This window comes from Lacrimispora sphenoides, from assembly GCF_900105215.1.
In the GTDB taxonomy this organism is placed as follows: Bacteria; Bacillota; Clostridia; order Lachnospirales; family Lachnospiraceae; genus Lacrimispora; species Lacrimispora sphenoides_A.
In genome coordinates, this window is record NZ_FOIP01000002.1 from 578,172 (window position 1) to 592,595 (window position 14,424).

Below are 14,424 nucleotides of genomic sequence, written 5' to 3' on the forward strand. Positions count from 1 at the left end.
GAAATAAAATCAAAGAGAAGAAAAGGAGCAGAAATATGAAAAAACTTAAAATAACACTTGCCTGTGCTGGCGGTATGTCAAGCAGTATGCTGTGCAAGAAAATTATCACAGCATCAGAAAAGAAAGGCTATGCAGGTACAGAGTGCGAAGCCTATTCTGTTCATAGTTTGCAGTCGGCAGCCCCGGGGAGTGATGTAATTTTGCTTGGGCCTCAGGTAGGATATATGAAGGATACCATAATGAAAAAGTACCCGGATATTCCTGTTGAGGTTATTTATATGAAAGACTATGGGATGATGAACGGTGAAAAAATATTTAATGATATGGCAGAAAAGTTTGATTGGTAAATTTGAATATTAAATCATTAAAAATTATTGACTTGATGGATAATTGTGCTATAATTTAATTGTTAAACAATTAGATTAATAAACTTATGAGCTTTAATAGTACATTGAATTCTGGAGGTCATATGAAAAAGGAAATAAAAATACTGGCACCCTGTGGAATCCTTGGTTATGGATATCCCAAATCCTCTTTTTTAAAAGGAATGTCTTATAAACCGGATGCGATTGTTGTTGATGCGGGAAGTACTGATGCAGGACCGCATAAATTAGGTGCCGGAGTAGCAATTGTAAGTGAAAAAGCCTGTAAAAAAGACTTGGAAATCATGATTACGGAGGGGGCAAAAGCTGGGATCCCGGTAATCATCGGGTCAGCCGGAGGAAGCGGGGGAAGAGTTCATGTTGAATGGACCTGGAATATTATAAAAGAAATTCTTAAGGAACAAGCATTGCAATCACAAAAGGTAGCGATCATATGGGCGGATATTCCTAAGGAAGCGGTAAAAGAAAAGTTACATAATGGCAAAGTTCAGCCGTTGGGTCTTTCTGTAAAAGAGTTGACGGAAGAACGGCTGGAATTAACCAATGGTATTGTGGCTCAGATGGGGCATGAACCGATTGTAAAAGCATTAGAATCGGGAGCTGATATCATAATCTGCGGAAGAGCTTATGACCCATCTCCCTTTGCGGCAGTAGCCGTGTATCACGGATTTCCGCTGAGCTATGGATATCATGCTGGTAAGATTCTTGAGTGTGCAGCCCTTTGTGCCGTACCGGGAACTACGAAAGACTGCATGCTTGGAACCATAACAGAGGAAGGATTTTTGATTACACCATTATCTGATGATAGAATTTGCACGCCTCTTTCTGTGGCAGCCCATACATTTTATGAAAAAGATCATCCATATATCCTTCATGGTCCGGGAATAACCTTAAATTTAAAAGATTGTGAATTTAAACAGGTTGATGAAAAGAGTGTATTTGTAACCGGAAGCAGGATTGAACAATCGAATCCTTACTGTATTAAATTAGAGGGAGCCATGAAAGTTGCCTACAGAACCTTTGTGGTAGCGGGTGTAAGAGATTCTCTTATGATATCACGGTTAGAGGAAATAGAGAGACTTGCAGAAGAACAAGTCAGAACTTATTATTCGGATATACCGGAGGAAGATTATACGATTCACTTTATTAATTATGGAATGAATGGTGTAATGGGAGAGCTGGAACCTTCGAAAGAATTACCCCACGAAGTCGGAATCGTTTTTGAGGTAATTGCAAAGTCCCAGGAACTTGCTGATGCAGTATGCGGTTCGCTTCGATCCAGTTTACTTCATTATGGTTATATCGGAAGAAAATCAACTGCCGGAAATCTGGCTTTCCCATTCGCGCCAAGTGATATTTCATTTGGTCCAGTATATGAATTTTCTGTTTATCACTTAATGGAAGTGGAAGATAGTTGTCAGATGTTTCCCATTGAATACCCTGATATGTAATGGAAAGGAGGAGATAAAAATGGCGGAATGCTGTTTATATGATTGCGCGAAAGTAATACGTTCAAAGAATAGTGGACCTTTTGAGATTACTCTGGATGTTCTTTTTGATGATCCGGTAATATATCAAAAAATAAAAGACAGTAATATTATTAATAAAACTACGATTTGCAATCTATACCGGTTAACTGAGGATAAAATCACGCAAATTGTTTTTTATGACAAGGCATTGGGGTTTAAGATTACATTTGCGAGAAAAATATCATCAGGTACTTGTTACGATACCGATGTTTATGGGGCACAACAACATGCACCTTTAAGTGAATTAATAGTCAGCATTTAGAAAGGGAGTGTCGGGTGATGGCAAAACAAAAAGCCGGGGGGGCACAATCAAAGTTAAAGCGCATCTGGCGGGATAGGTTATTATATCTTACCTTACTGCCCACTTTAATATATTTCTTTGTATTCCATGTGATTCCGATCATTGGTATGAAATTGGCCTTTTATGATTACCGGATTAAAGGTGATAATGTATTTGTAGGATTTACATATTTTAAAAAGTTATTTTCGACTCCGGTATTTTTTCAGATACTGGAAAACACTTTGATTATCAGTGCGATGAAGATATTCCTGTTTTTTCCGATGCCTATCATTTTTGCAATTATGTTAAATGAATTCAAGGCAGGTCCTTTTCGAAAGAGTGTACAGGTGATTTCTTATCTGCCGCATTTCCTTTCCTGGGTTGTAATAGCGGGAATATGGTTCGAATTTTTATCCCCTTCTACCGGGATTCTAAACAGCGTTTTGACCGGTTTAGGTTTTGAAAAAGTAAATTTGTTAACAAGCAAAGGTTCAATAAGATGGGTTCTGCTGGCATCAGAATCCTGGAGATCCATTGGGTGGGATTCTATTGTATATTTAACGGCAATTATGGGGATTGATCCAACTCTATATGAAGCAGCAAAAATAGATGGGGCTAACCGCTTTCAGATTGTTGGAAGTATCGTTTTGCCGGCTTTGGCTGTAACAATGGTTACTGTTTTAATTTTGAATATCGGTTTCTTTATGAATGCAGGTCTGGATCAGGTGCTGAACTTTACCAATGCTGCAGTTAATTCTAAGATTGATATCATAGACACCTATGTTTATCGGATTGGTCTGCAAAATTCCCAGTATTCCTTGGCAACAGCAGCGAATCTATTTAAAGGTGTAATCGGTACACTCTTAATTGTTTCTACCCATCTGTTTTCTAAAAAGCTGACTGGTAAGGGTGCATGGTAGGAGGAAAGGTATGAAAATAAGAAAGAAAATATCAATTGGTAAACTTCTATGCGGCTTTATTATGATGCTTTTAGCTTTATGTATGTTAGTTCCATTATTGAATATCCTGGCAAGATCTCTTTCACAACCGGATTTAGTTCATGGCCTGAAAGGATATGATATACTGCCCAAAGGATTTACCACGGTTAATTATCAGGTTATTTTAGGACAGCCTATTGTAATCAGAAGTATACTGAACTCATTATTTATTACGGTTGCCGGCGTGTGTTTAAATATTATATTGACATCCAGTGCGGCTTATGTTTTAACAAGGCCGGGCCTGGTTGGTAAAAAGGTCTTTATGTACTTCTTTATTATTATGATGATATTTGAGCCGGGTATTGTACAGGAATATTTTTTGATGAAAAATATTCATTTATTGGATAATCTGTTTTCCATGGTTATTTACAGAAGTGTAAATGTCTATTATCTGATCATATTAATGAGATTTATGGAAGAGGTTCCGGCTTCCATTCAGGAAGCTGCAAGAATTGATGGAGCTGGGCATTATAACATTTTATTTAAGATCATGATTCCTTTATGCAGAATCCCATTAATTACGGTAGGAATGTTTTATGCGGTGTTCCGCTGGAATGAATTTTTTAAATCCAGTATCTTTTTAACCAGCAAAAATCATACTGTTTTACAGGTGCTTTTAAGACAATTTGTTGTTAATTCAGATTCACAGGTAATTGTCGGTGCATCCAATATTTTAGCGAATAATAATATTGCGCAACTGGATAACGCTTCCTTAAAAGCTGCAACCATTGTAGTGGCTGTTGTACCAATTTTATTATTATATCCTATTATTCTTAAATACTATACGAATGGTGTTATGTCAGGAGGTGTGAAAGAGTAGATAATCGTTTGCTTTGCGGGAAGGCATAGAAAAAATTATATTGATTATATGGAGGGTATGCAATGAAAAAAACAATTTCATATTTATTAGTTATGGGAATGGCAATACTGTCCCTGGCTGGCTGCGGAAAAAAGATTGATTCCGGTTCCAATGTACAGAGCACACAGGATAGCACGAATGATTCATCATCTGTAACAATTAAGGCAGTAATAAAGGATTTATCAGCAGATGATGAAGTTTCCGTAAAATTTCTGGAGGCAGTAAGCAGCGGTGTATCAAAAGAGCTTGGCCGGGAAGTACATATTGAACTGGCACCGATCTCTGATGGTACTTATTCAGAAAGTATGAGTCTGCTGCTTCAAAGCGGTGAAATTCCGGATCTGATGTATTTCCAGGGCGGCGATTATCAATTTGCCATTACCCAGGGAATCTTGGAAGACTTGACTCAATATGTCAATAATTCAACGAATGTTAAAGCATTAATGCAGCCATTTAACAAGGAAAGATTAGCGAACTATCCATATCTTTTATGGTTGTCACCGGATAGAATAAAGGTTCCGGTTGTGAGACAAGACTGGTTTGATGCAGCAAAATCAAGTAAAGCACTTTTGGATAATCCTTCTACGGACAATTATAAAGCATTCTTCCAGGAATTAAAAGAGAACAACAATTTAAAAGCAGCATTTACTGTTCCCGGAGATATATCCGAGCTGGATACCGTATTTAACCTGGCCTTTGGGGTTAAGGCAACCTGGATAAAAGAAGGTGAAAAGTTTGTTTACAGTAAAGTTACAAATGCAGAAAAAGAAAAATTGGCATTTTATGCAGAGCTTTATAAAGAGGGCTTATTGGATAATGAATGGCTGACAAAAAAGTGGGATACAAAAGAAAGTGCCTTTTATAATGGCGAAGTTGGAGTTGTAAGCGGAACCCAAGGCAGTGTCGTTAATGTTTACAATAATAAGATGGTAACACAAAATGGTGAAAATGCTAAGCTGGTTATTCTTCCGCCGGCAAAAGGTGCAGCACAAGGATATACTCCAGGTGATGTCAGTAAGGAATCCCGCGGCTGGGCAATCAGCAAATATTCTGAAAATAAGGATGTTGCTTTTGCAGTATTAGAGTATATGGCCGGTAAGGAAGGTCAGCTTCTCGATAAATTGGGTTACGAAGGTGAAGAATACAATATAGAGAATAATGAAATTGTATTAACCGATAAAATATCGGAATGGTGGCCTCGTTTCCATGAATCAATTGCAAATTTTGATGCGCCCATATCAAGTAAGACTCCGTATTTTAGCGAAGCAGCCCTTAAATCTTTAGATATGGTCAATACCTATTCTTCTTTTGACAATGCATTTGTTATACCGGATGAATATGCAACAAACTGGGATGCAAGTCAGGCACTTTACATAGAATTTGCAGCGGATGTAATAAGCGGTAACCGTTCCATTGATGATTTCGATCTATTTGTTGCAGATTGGAATGCGTTAGGCGGAGCAGAAATTACAGAATATGCGAACACGATATTGAAATAATCAAGAGAAGAAAGGAATGTATGATGTTAACAAGAGAATATCTGATTCAAAATAAAGAAGTTGCTCTGGATAAAGCAATCGGTTCACTCGGTGGTTTGGCGATCGGTGACTCCTTCGGGGATGCTGCAAGAAGCCCGGAAAACCAAAGAGATTATGGAATAACTACAGATTTTAATAAGGGTTCTTCCTGGAGTACGGACGATACGGAATTTGCCCTTTTGACGGCTGAAACTATGATTGAAGCCGGCGGTGATTTTACCTCAGAAGATGTAGTAAATATGTGGTTAAGACATGTGGCAACAGAAGATGAGCTGAAACGTGGCGGTGTCAGCGAAGTGGAAGCATGCAATAATCTGCGGAGAGGCATGCGTCCGCCGGAATCAGGAAGGTTCAATGCTTACTATTTAAGCGATGGTGCTGCGATGAGAAGCGGCCCAATTGGTATCCTATGCGCAGGTGATCCGGAAAGAGCAGCCAGACTGGCGGAAATTGATGCCAGCGTAAGCCATCATATGGATGGTGTCTGGGGAGCACAGGCCGTTGCTGTTGCAGTATCCTTGGCAATGGTTGATGCTTCCATGGACGAAATTTTAGACGCTGTTTTAAAAACTGCACCGGAAGGGTCCTGGTTCAGGGAAACATTATTACGTGCCTTTAAAATTGTAGATGATGCAAAAGGTGATATTGCAGATGCCTGGATGCCATTGCATTATGAATTATTCTCCACACACCGTTCTACGGTGGCAGAGGCGCTGCCGGAAGTATTTGGGTGCTTAAAATTAGAACATGACAGTTTTAAGTCAGGTTTGATTCTCGCCGGTAATTTTGGACGGGATGCTGATACCATTGGAGCTGTAGCAGGGGCTGTTCTTGGAGCAAAATACGGTGCAAAAGGCATACCGGAGAAGTGGCTGCAAAAAACCAGATATCCTTCCGGAACCTGTTTAGGTTTTACAAAAGGAATTGATATCTTTGACCGCGCAGCCAAATTAGCAGCCTTAATTAAATAATATCATATGGCCTGTCTGTCTGATTGACAGACAGGTCATAGTTATCAAAGGAGAATGAGAATATGATACCTGATAAATATTTGGAAAAGGTATATTCCGGATTTCTGGGGATGAATATTGGTATTCGTTTAGGGGCTCCTGTAGAGCCGACCATATGGACTTATGAACGTATTTTAAATACATATGGCGAAATTACGGATTATGTAAAGGACTATAAAAATTTTGCTGCAGATGATGATGTGAATGGGCCGGTTTATTTTCTTCGGGCTTTATATGATGATGCAAAAGACGGTAATTTAAAACCCCAGGATGTTGCCAGGGCATGGCTGAATTATGCCCGTGAGGGTGTCAGCATGTTCTGGTGGGGCGGCTATGGTATCAGTACGGAGCATACTGCATACTTAAACTTAAAGCAAGGTATTCCTGCACCGCAATCCGGGTCCATGAATCAAAATGGCCAATTACTTGCTGAACAGATCGGAGGCCAGATATTTATTGATACCTGGGGACTGGTAAATCCGTGCCAGCCGGACAAAGCAGCAGAATTCGGGCAGAGTGCCGCCAGTGTGTCCCATGATGGAGAAGGAATTTATGGTGCCCGTTTCTTCTGTGCATGTATTGCCAATGCCTTTCGGTGCCAGGATATCCATGAAATTATTCAAGTGGGGCTGTCACAAATCCCTGGTCATAGCATATATGCAAAGGTTGTTAATGAAGTCCTTGATTTTTATAAAAAAAACAATAATTGGCGGGATTGTTATAACATGCTGGTGCGTGATTGGGGATATGATAAATACGGCGGTGTCTGCCATATTATACCTAACGCAGGTGTATGTGCATTATCCATGGTATATGGGAATGGAGATTTTGCAAGGACCGTTGAAATTGCCACCATGTGCGGCTGGGATACAGACTGTAATGCAGGTAATGTAGGAACCGTGCTGGGTGTTATGTGTGGGATCGAAGGACTGCCGAAAAAGTATCGTAAGCCAATGAATGATGGCATTATTCTATCTGGAATTTCCGGTTATTTAAACAATCTGGATGTACCTACTTACGCGAAAGAGGTTGCTCTGCTGGGTTACAGACTGGCTGAGGAAGAAGCTCCGGTCTCTCTGCTTGATAGTATAAAAGAAGGAGAAGTTCATTTTGATTTTGAACTTCCGGGATCTACTCATAATATGCGGGTATCTAATTCATTTTATTGTACTGCAAGCCATTCCACTGATGTAGCATATAAAGGAAACGGTTCGTTAAAGATATTAGTCGATCGGATGACACGCGGAAATCAATGTAAGCTGTTCTATAAACCTTTTTACCGCCGGGAAGAATTTTCTGATGAGCGTTATATGCCGGTATTTACGCCTACGGTATATCCGGGCCAGACAGTATCTATGAAGCTTTATCTGGATCAGTGGAATGGCTGGGAAACACTTGGGATAGCGCCTTATGTTCGTTCTATGAGCGATAAAAAAGAGCATTTACAGGGATATATTAAATTAGTGCAGGGGGAATGGATTGACGTGACCTTTGTGATACCGGAGGTAGACGGGGATTTAATTGATGAAGTAGGTATTGTAATGGAAGGTTATTCCATTGCAAAAGCCAAAACCCTGGGATTCTTATACTTAGACGAATTTTTTATTACAGGTAAAAGTAAGTATACAGTTAAAATTGCAAAGCAGCGAAATGAATTTGGTACAATTACCCCATTTTCTGTCAATCATGGAGCCTGGGGAAAGGACGGAGATAAGCTGTCTCTAATGAGGTGTGAGCCGGCCTTTGCCTATGCCGGTAATTATTTTTCAAAAGATGTAAGGGTGACAGTACCGGTTACTCCGATCAATGGGGAAAGCCACCTGTTACAAATCCGTGCTCAAGGTGCAATGCGTGGATATATTGCCGGATTTTCAGAAGAGGGTAAAGCCGCAATTTATAAAAATGATTTTGGTTATAAAAAAATGATAGAAACTGATTTTGCCTGGAAACTTGGTACTGCTTATAAACTAACTCTGGAAGCGGTTGGTGATATGATTACCTTGTCCATTGATGATGAGAAAATAATAGAGATGAAGGATGACAGCTTCCGGTACGGCATGTTTGGCTGTGGTTCCATTGGCATGGGGAGAACATTATTTGGTGATTTTGAAATTATGGAGATTTAGCGGCCAGTTCCACTCCTGACAAGGAAGAGGTCGACGCAATTCGTTGACTTATCTATTAATTCAGGTATAATTAATGTGTTAGACCTTTTAAATGTTAAGTTAGAGATAAAGCGAGGTATCAATATGGGTTTTGCTCCAATTGAGAATGAAAGACTATCAGATAAAGTTGTACGGGTTATAATGGAACAGATAAAAGACGGTACTTTAAAACCTGGAGATAAATTACCAAATGAACTTGATCTGGCTGATGAATTCTGCGTAAGCAGAGGAATTCTAAGAGAAGCCCTAACGATATTACAAGCAAGAAATTATATCTGTAGAAAGCCGAAAGAGGGTACATTTGTTAATCCGAATATTTCGGAAATTTTGAATGTTCCTGCGGGAATTACACTAAAAGAAGGTACTTACAGCGATTTAATTGAAATGCGTATATGCTTGGAACAAAGGACTGTGGAGAAAATCATTGAAACTGCATCGGATGAAGAGATTGTAGAATTATATGATTTGATTTCAGAAACAGACAAGAAAAAAGGAGCGCGTTCCATCGATCACTATTTTCACTATCGTCTTGCAGAGCTTTCCCATAATGCGATATTTATGAATTTTATTGATTCCTATTATGATATCATTGATGAGGTTGTTACCCATACAACTAAGAATACAAACCGCAGACAGGAAATATATAAAGAACATTGTGAGATCATTCAAGCTCTTAAGGAAAGAGATAAAGAAAAGGCAAAAGCAGCAGTGGTAAGCCATCTTGAAAATGTATTACAAAATATCAAAAACGATTGAGAGTAAAATGAGTTCATCGGGTATCTGTTCATCATAGATGATCTTATTAAAAAAGTATACGATTGTTGTTGAGTTTTTAAAGTGATTATGTTATTATTATAAAAAATAAATTTTTAGATATTAGGCATATGCCTTGATCCACGTTTGCTAGGGAAAATCTTAGCAAACGTGTTTTTTTTTGGAGGATAGGATGAAAAAGGGAAGATTAGTATTGGAAATTTTAACGATCATATTAGGGAATTTTATTTATGCGGTAGGAATTGTGTTTTTTATTATGCCTTCAGGTTTGATTACCGGAGGAACTACTGGGATTGCAATTGCTGTTAATCATTATACAAAATTACCTATATCAAGTATTGTATTAGTTTTTAATGTAATTATGTTTATGATAGGATTGTTTGTTTTGGGAAAAAAATTCGCGTTAACTACACTGATCAGTACATTATTCTTTCCATTATCTTTAGAAGTACTGCAAAAACTGTTCGCAAATTTTGTAATTACAGATGACATTTTTTTATGTACAATATTTGGAGGAATTTGTATAGGAAGTGCGATTGCTCTTGTAATCAGAGTTGGGGCAAGTACTGGAGGAATGAGTATACCGCCTTTAATTTTGAACAAATATATGCATATTCCAGTATCTGTCAGTTTATACGTAGGCGACTGTATCATACTTGCTCTGCAGGTAGCTTTTAGTGATAAAAATAAAATTCTTTATGGCATTGTTTTAGTTATGATTTATTCCATCGTTTTAGATAAACTTCTTATACTTGGTACAAATAAAATACAGATAAAAGTAATAAGCGGCAAATCATCGGAAATAAAAGATGCAATAATTTCGAAATTTGATAGAGGAGTCACGCTTTTGCATAGTAAATCAGGATATCTGGAAAGAGAGATGGATATTTTACTAACGGTTATTTCTAATAATGATTTATCTAAATTTGAAAAGCTGATTCATGAAATAGACGAAGAGGCCTTTGTTATTATTAGCCATGTTAATGAGGTAAGAGGCAGAGGATTTAGTATAGGAAAAAAATATTTATAATATTTTACAATGAGGGGAGGTTTATTATGGAATTAAAAATTATTCAAGGAAATGTTTCAGAAGAAATCTTAGAACTATATGTAAAGTCTTTTCGTTTGAAACCTTGGAATGAAACGTGGACATTGGATATGGCTGGTATGAGGATAAATGATTATCTTCAGAATCCGATGGCTCTAGGATATGAAGCTCGACAAGATGGAAATATAGTTGGATTTTTAATGGGATACATAATCTCCTATTTAGGAGTTAAAGAATTTCATATACAGGATTTTGTAATTTCTGTAGATTTTAGCAGAATGGGGCTAGGAACAAAAATGCTGTCTTTGCTTCAACAGGATGTTAAGAGAAGAGGGATAGAAAATATTAACTTACTCACGTTGAAAGACCCAAGGACTGAAGGATTTTACAATAAAAATGGATATGAAACTGATTCAACCCTTGTGTTTATGAATAAAAAAATATAAATAGAAGTATTGTGAGATATGTATATCGTATTTATAAGCTTAAGCTATAGTAAATAGTATCAATTTTATGCAGCGCCTTTTGTTTTATAAAGAAATCAGAATCTGAAACATATCAATGAGGCCCTGTCCGGAAATCCGGAAACAGAATGTGCATGGTACCCTGCAGACAAAAAACCTTATGAGACCAGGATTATTATACTGGCATAAGCCGCGTTTAGATACAGGGACAAAAAAGAGATCAGACTGCTTACATCTTACAGAGTAAAAATAGAGAACGGCGTGGTAACCGTTCTTTATTTTTTTGCAGAAAAAAAGAGAATCTCTATGAGTGTGAATCATAAAGAATTGAAATGAATCAATATGAATCAAAATGATTGACAATAAATCAAAATGGTGCTATAGTTGATTTATTGAATACGGCGGGGAAGTAGCACCTGAATCAGTGTAAAGGAGGTACGAACAGCAGTATTGAATGGGTGGAGCCGGAACATGATACATAGAAAGATACGAAACCGCAGAAAATTATTATAATCAGGAGGAATCAAAATGGGGGATATAACAAAGTTTCTCTCGCCTAAGCTGATCAAAGTTAACATGCAGGCAGGGGATAAGAATGCGGCGATAGAGGAGTTGGCGGAACTTCTCTATAAGGAACATGTACTGAAGGATAAAGCCATCTATATTCAGAATGTATTGGAACGAGAGGCACAGGTACCCACAAATCTGGAGAACGGAGTGGCATTGCCTCACGGAAAATCGGATGCAGTACTGAGACCGGCGGTGGCAATTGGAATATCCAAACGGGGAATCCGGTTCGAAGAGGGGAGCCCGGTCAGCCATATCATCTTTCTCATCGCTATGCCAAACAATGCGGACGACACGCATATTACACTGTTAAGCGGTATTACTTCCCGTTTGCTGGATTGTGATTGCCTGGAATATCTAAAGGAGGCAAAACGGCCGGAAGATATTCTGGCGGCACTTTGCACAGAGGAGGTGCGGACAGAGAACAAAGGGTCTGAACGGTTTTTAATCGGGGTGACCGGCTGTACGGTAGGAGTAGCACATACGTATCTGGCGGCGAAAGCGTTGGCAAAAGCTGCTGAGGAGATGGGCGTATCCATAAAGGTGGAAACAAACGGTTCCATCGGCACGGAAAATGTTCCCACCAGGGAAGAGATTGAACGAGCTGAGGGGATAATCATTGCAAGCGACAAGGAGACGGATATGGAACGTTTCCGGGGAAAACAGGTAGTTACCACCACCGTAAAGGAAGGAATCGACCATCCGACGGAGCTGATCAGAAAGGTTCTGGATGGAAAGGCCCCGGTTTTTGGCGGGAGGTCCACAGAGCGTGTTCAGCAGGCAGCCAGTGGGAAGGCGGAGGAACCTGCCGGTGCGCTTAGTGGAAAGATGCTGTACAAAGCGTTGATGAACGGAGTCTCCTTTATGATCCCGTTTGTGGTAATCGGTGGCCTGCTGATTGCAGTTGCACTGGCAGTGGGAGGAAAACCCACACCCCAGGGTCTTGTGATCCCCGAAGGCAGCTTCTGGAATCAGATTTCTGCAGTGGGAAGCGCCGGATTTACATTGATGATCCCGATTCTCGCCGGCTACATAGCATTTGCTATCGGTGACAGGGCGGCTCTGGCTCCTGGCATGATTGGCGGCTGGATCGCCAACAACGGTTCTTTTTACGGAGCGTCAGCCGGAACCGGCTTTATCGGAGCCATTGTGGCTGGTTTTCTGACCGGATACTTTGTAAGGTGGATGAAGAAATTTCGTTGGCCGGAGATGATCAGGCCGTTGGTTCCGATCATGATTATTCCTATTATTGGATCTTTGTTTATCGCATTTGTATTTATATTTATTATCGGAGCACCCATTTCGTCACTGATGACGGCTCTTTACGCCATGCTGGAAAGCATGTCCGCCGGAAGTATGATTTTGCTTGGTATTACAATCGGTCTGATGCAGGGCTTTGACATGGGCGGTCCCTTTGGCAAGGTGGCATTCATGTTCTCGGTTGGTTTAATTGCCGAAGGACAGCCTCAGTTTATGGGAGCTCAGGCTATGGCGATTCCGGTTGCACCGTTAGGCATGGCGCTGGCTACATTCTTAGACCGTAAGCACCAGCTGTTTCTTCCTGAGGAAACTGCCAACGGAAAGGCGGCTCTTGCCATGGGCCTGGTGGGAATTTCCGAGGGAGCTATCCCGTTTGCTGCGGGCGATCCGCTGGCCGTCATTCCGGCCAATATGATTGGATCCGTAGTGGCATGTACGATGGGATTCTTATTCGGCATTACAGATTCTGTTGCTCATGGCGGCCCAATTGTGCTGATCCTGGGAGCAGTGAACAAGCCGTTTATGGGGCTGATCTGTATGGCTGCGGGAACTGTGGTGACTGCAATTGTCTGTATAACTTTAAAGCGTCTTAAATTAAAACGAAACTAATTGTATCAACTGCGGCAAGGATAACCGGAACAGAGGCATTGCACCGGTTAAGATCGATCGAAAGAATGATAGATTGACATATGATTTCCTCCTCTGATATGATAATGGCGAAGGAGGTGACGTTATGCTATCACAGCAAAGGCTTTATCATATCATGAGTATCGTAAAAGAACAGTCTTTTGTAACCATAAAGGAACTGATGGAACAGTTAAATGTGTCAAAATCCACGGTAACCCGGGATTTGATTGAACTGGAGGAACAGGGGCTGGTCAGCAGGGAGCGGGGTGGAGCTATGTGCAGAGAGGTTTCTTCTACACTGACGGTATTCAACGAAGTTCCTACCGTGAACAAGGAGAGTCTGTGTGCCGAGGCAAAGGAGATTGTCTGCCAGCGGGCTGTCACGAATGTAAAGGACGGGGACTGCGTTTATGTGGACTCCGGCACCACCCCTGTTTACCTGCTGCCGCAGCTGCTTGCGCACCATGTAAAGATTGTAACTCCAAGCATTTACTTAATCAAAAAGATTCCCATTACGTACAAAGGGGATATCTATCTGCTGGGTGGTCGTTTTTCGCCAGATTATGATCTGAGTACAGGATCCATGGCTGTGGATATGATTCGGAATTTTAATTTTGACCATTCTTTTTTCAGTACCAATGGGGTTAATATGGAAAGCGGCGAGGTTTACATTTTCGACATGGAGATTGGGACGATGAAAAAGGAGATCATGAAGAAGAGCCAGAACAATCATCTCCTGATCGATGACTCCAAGTATCATATTAAGGCAATGTTCTCATGGGCAAGTCTGGAGGATTTTACAAACGTGTATGTCAATCGTCTCCCTGACACAGGTGAGGCACCGGATAATTTTACCGTTTGTCTCAGTTAGAATACATTGGAAGAAAAGGGGACGCAGTTAAGCGCCCTCTTTTTTTTACTA

General features: G+C 40.0%; 13 protein-coding genes. All 13 read left to right on the forward strand.

Annotation, left to right across the window (positions count from 1 at the left end):
* Positions 1–35 precede the first annotated feature (35 nt).
* The 13 genes from BMW45_RS19455 to BMW45_RS19515 all read left to right on the forward strand — a co-directional run bounded on the left by BMW45_RS19455 (position 36) and on the right by BMW45_RS19515 (position 14,373).
* The gene (locus BMW45_RS19455; RefSeq protein WP_092247859.1) at positions 36–347 is read left to right on the forward strand and encodes a PTS sugar transporter subunit IIB; all 312 of its coding nucleotides are present in this window, start codon (positions 36–38) and stop codon (positions 345–347) included.
* Between the two features lie 122 nt (positions 348–469).
* Positions 470–1,834, forward strand: coding sequence for an acyclic terpene utilization AtuA family protein (locus BMW45_RS19460; RefSeq protein WP_092247862.1), 1,365 nt, complete (start codon positions 470–472; stop codon positions 1,832–1,834).
* A gap of 19 nt (positions 1,835–1,853) precedes the next feature.
* Positions 1,854–2,174 carry a DUF4387 domain-containing protein gene (locus BMW45_RS19465; RefSeq protein ID WP_025232242.1) on the forward strand — a complete coding sequence of 107 codons (321 nt, stop codon included), beginning with the start codon at positions 1,854–1,856 and terminating at the stop codon, positions 2,172–2,174.
* Between the two features lie 17 nt (positions 2,175–2,191).
* Positions 2,192–3,112 (forward strand): ABC transporter permease, encoded by a 921-nt coding sequence (locus tag BMW45_RS19470; RefSeq protein WP_092247865.1) that lies wholly within the window; start codon positions 2,192–2,194, stop codon positions 3,110–3,112.
* A gap of 10 nt (positions 3,113–3,122) precedes the next feature.
* On the forward strand, positions 3,123–4,010 hold the full coding sequence (locus BMW45_RS19475; RefSeq protein ID WP_092247869.1) for a carbohydrate ABC transporter permease: 888 nt from the start codon (positions 3,123–3,125) through the stop codon (positions 4,008–4,010).
* 62 nt (positions 4,011–4,072) lie between these two features.
* Positions 4,073–5,548, forward strand: coding sequence for an extracellular solute-binding protein (locus BMW45_RS19480; protein WP_092247872.1), 1,476 nt, complete (start codon positions 4,073–4,075; stop codon positions 5,546–5,548).
* Positions 5,549–5,568: 20 nt separating this feature from the next.
* On the forward strand, positions 5,569–6,558 hold the full coding sequence (locus BMW45_RS19485; RefSeq protein WP_242883170.1) for an ADP-ribosylglycohydrolase family protein: 990 nt from the start codon (positions 5,569–5,571) through the stop codon (positions 6,556–6,558).
* 62 nt (positions 6,559–6,620) lie between these two features.
* On the forward strand, positions 6,621–8,723 hold the full coding sequence (locus BMW45_RS19490; RefSeq protein WP_092247875.1) for an ADP-ribosylglycohydrolase family protein: 2,103 nt from the start codon (positions 6,621–6,623) through the stop codon (positions 8,721–8,723).
* Between the two features lie 123 nt (positions 8,724–8,846).
* Positions 8,847–9,518 carry a FadR/GntR family transcriptional regulator gene (locus tag BMW45_RS19495; RefSeq protein ID WP_025232248.1) on the forward strand — a complete coding sequence of 224 codons (672 nt, stop codon included), beginning with the start codon at positions 8,847–8,849 and terminating at the stop codon, positions 9,516–9,518.
* Between the two features lie 190 nt (positions 9,519–9,708).
* On the forward strand, positions 9,709–10,566 hold the full coding sequence (locus BMW45_RS19500) for a YitT family protein (protein WP_092247878.1): 858 nt from the start codon (positions 9,709–9,711) through the stop codon (positions 10,564–10,566).
* A gap of 26 nt (positions 10,567–10,592) precedes the next feature.
* On the forward strand, positions 10,593–11,030 hold the full coding sequence (locus tag BMW45_RS19505) for a GNAT family N-acetyltransferase (protein WP_092247881.1): 438 nt from the start codon (positions 10,593–10,595) through the stop codon (positions 11,028–11,030).
* Between the two features lie 546 nt (positions 11,031–11,576).
* A complete protein-coding gene (locus BMW45_RS19510) occupies positions 11,577–13,484 on the forward strand; it encodes a PTS fructose transporter subunit IIABC (protein WP_092247884.1) in 1,908 nt (635 codons plus the stop codon).
* A gap of 124 nt (positions 13,485–13,608) precedes the next feature.
* A complete protein-coding gene (locus BMW45_RS19515; protein WP_092247887.1) occupies positions 13,609–14,373 on the forward strand; it encodes a DeoR/GlpR family DNA-binding transcription regulator in 765 nt (254 codons plus the stop codon).
* Positions 14,374–14,424: the final 51 nt, after the last annotated feature.

Excerpts from the sequence above, each read along its gene's own strand:
- BMW45_RS19490 (WP_092247875.1), top strand. The coding sequence starts at position 6,621 with ATGATACCTGATAAATATTTGGAAAAGGTATATTCCGGATTTCTGGGG.
- BMW45_RS19480 (WP_092247872.1), top strand. The coding sequence starts at position 4,073 with ATGAAAAAAACAATTTCATATTTATTAGTTATGGGAATGGCAATACTG.
- BMW45_RS19485 (WP_242883170.1), top strand. The coding sequence starts at position 5,569 with ATGATGTTAACAAGAGAATATCTGATTCAAAATAAAGAAGTTGCTCTG.
- BMW45_RS19495 (WP_025232248.1), top strand. The coding sequence starts at position 8,847 with ATGGGTTTTGCTCCAATTGAGAATGAAAGACTATCAGATAAAGTTGTA.
- BMW45_RS19475 (WP_092247869.1), top strand. The coding sequence starts at position 3,123 with ATGAAAATAAGAAAGAAAATATCAATTGGTAAACTTCTATGCGGCTTT.
- BMW45_RS19515 (WP_092247887.1), top strand. The coding sequence starts at position 13,609 with ATGCTATCACAGCAAAGGCTTTATCATATCATGAGTATCGTAAAAGAA.
- BMW45_RS19500 (WP_092247878.1), top strand. The coding sequence starts at position 9,709 with ATGAAAAAGGGAAGATTAGTATTGGAAATTTTAACGATCATATTAGGG.
- BMW45_RS19455 (WP_092247859.1), top strand. The coding sequence starts at position 36 with ATGAAAAAACTTAAAATAACACTTGCCTGTGCTGGCGGTATGTCAAGC.
- BMW45_RS19510 (WP_092247884.1), top strand. The coding sequence starts at position 11,577 with ATGGGGGATATAACAAAGTTTCTCTCGCCTAAGCTGATCAAAGTTAAC.
- BMW45_RS19470 (WP_092247865.1), top strand. The coding sequence starts at position 2,192 with ATGGCAAAACAAAAAGCCGGGGGGGCACAATCAAAGTTAAAGCGCATC.
- BMW45_RS19505 (WP_092247881.1), top strand. The coding sequence starts at position 10,593 with ATGGAATTAAAAATTATTCAAGGAAATGTTTCAGAAGAAATCTTAGAA.
- BMW45_RS19465 (WP_025232242.1), top strand. The coding sequence starts at position 1,854 with ATGGCGGAATGCTGTTTATATGATTGCGCGAAAGTAATACGTTCAAAG.
- BMW45_RS19460 (WP_092247862.1), top strand. The coding sequence starts at position 470 with ATGAAAAAGGAAATAAAAATACTGGCACCCTGTGGAATCCTTGGTTAT.